General features: G+C 40.5%; 1 tRNA gene. It reads left to right on the forward strand.

Annotated elements, in window-relative coordinates:
- Window positions 1-137 precede the first annotated feature (137 nt).
- Window positions 138-213: transfer RNA gene (locus tag QP437_RS09840), tRNA-Glu, on the forward strand.
- The last annotated feature ends 98 nt before the right edge of the window (window positions 214-311 follow it).

Raw genomic sequence — 311 nt, forward strand, 5'->3', positions numbered from 1 at the left:
AACCTGCGGTTGGATCACCTCCTTACCAAAAACGAGAGACAATAAGTGTCCACACAGATTGATTGATATATTGTAGAAAATGAATGAAGAGAGAAAAGTGCGTAAGCAAAATGTAAGATAGAGTATCTTTATTTGTTGTCCCCATCGTCTAGAGGCCTAGGACATCGCCCTTTCACGGCGGTAACCGGGGTTCGAATCCCCGTGGGGACGCCAAATAAAGATAACTTTATTATCTTCTGTTCTTTAACAACCAGGAAACAAGCTGAAAAACTGAAGAGACTTTCAAGTCCTTTAAAGGATAAGAAAAAGTC

It is taken from the genome of Haemophilus sp. UMB1048, from assembly GCF_030218125.1.
GTDB lineage: Bacteria > Pseudomonadota > Gammaproteobacteria > Enterobacterales > Pasteurellaceae > Haemophilus_D.